This window comes from Kribbella albertanoniae, from assembly GCF_004348455.1.
GTDB classification, from domain to species: domain Bacteria; phylum Actinomycetota; class Actinomycetes; order Propionibacteriales; family Kribbellaceae; genus Kribbella; species Kribbella albertanoniae.
The window spans coordinates 1-1055 of record NZ_SMKA01000543.1 but is presented as its reverse complement, the minus strand read 5'-3'; the positions used below and the strand labels follow the sequence as shown (position 1 = coordinate 1055).

General features: G+C 67.6%; 2 protein-coding genes. One reads left to right on the top strand and one right to left on the bottom strand.

The features are described from left to right. Positions 1–664, bottom strand: a 664-nt coding sequence (locus tag E1261_RS44900; RefSeq protein WP_165952883.1) for a helix-turn-helix transcriptional regulator, incomplete at its 3' end; no start/stop codon positions are given. Between the two features lie 62 nt (positions 665–726). Between E1261_RS44900 and E1261_RS44895 the strand changes: the two genes are divergently transcribed. Further along, positions 727–933 carry an ATP-binding cassette domain-containing protein gene (locus E1261_RS44895; RefSeq protein ID WP_272948655.1) on the top strand — a complete coding sequence of 69 codons (207 nt, stop codon included), beginning with the start codon at positions 727–729 and terminating at the stop codon, positions 931–933. Positions 934–1055: the final 122 nt, after the last annotated feature.

Below are 1055 nucleotides of genomic sequence, written 5' to 3'. Positions count from 1 at the left end.
GGTGCCAGTAGGTGGCGAGGTCGAAGTCGGGTGGGCGGGTGAAGGTCGCCCCGGACAAGGTGGCTGAGGTCAGGCGGCCTAGGCGGTAGGTGCGGAGGTGGCCGGCGGGGCGGGCGGCAACGACGTACCAGGTGCGGGTTTTGGCGACCAGGCCGAGTGGGGCGATGGGGAAGGGCGTCGTGCCGTCGGCGTAGGTGATTTCCAGGGTGCGTTCTTCCCAGACGGCTTGGCGGCAGAGGTCCAGCCAGCGCGGCGTCTCGCGGTGGTCGTCCCAGCCGGCGTGGTCGATGAGGAGGCGCTGGCGGGCGTACTCGGCGTCGCGGCGGGAGGCGTCGGGGAGGGTGGCGATGAGCTTCAGGACGGCTTGGTCGGAGGAGGCGTCAAGGCCCAGGTCGGCGAGGACGTGGGCGGTGGCGCCGACGAAGACGGACATGACTTCGGACGGCGTGAGGCCGGTGAGGCGGCTGCGGTAGTCGGGGAGCAGGGACCAGCCGCCGCCGCGGCCGCGGGTGGAGTAGACGGGGACGCCGGCCAGGCTGAGGGCGTCGAGGTCGCGCTGGACCGTGCGGTGCGACACCTCGAGGGCAGCGGCCAGCTCGGCGACCGTGCAACGGCCGCGCGTCTGCAGCTGGAGCAGGAGGCGAAGGAGCCGCTCGGCGCGCATGCGAAGAACTATGCCAGCTAAATAAGACATCAAGTGTGGTGTTTTGTTCTTACGGTCGCGGGATGACTGTTGTCGAAGTAGATGAGCTCGCCATGTCCTATCGAGCTCCCGTGCGCAAGGGCGGGCTGCGGGCGGCGCTGGGGTCGCTGGTGCGCCGCGAGTACAAGACGGTGCAGGCGCTCGACCAGGTGTCCTTCACGATCGCCAAAGGTGAGGTGGTCGGTTTCATCGGCCCGAACGGCGCCGGCAAGACGACCACGGTCAGCTAGCCGAACAGACTCCCTACGTGACATCGTTGAGTCTCTGGGGAGGTTGTTATGGGTAAGGCTAAGAGCACTCGTCTCGTTTTGGGTTTTTCGCCGTGGGACGACAAGGTTTCTTTGATGCTCGG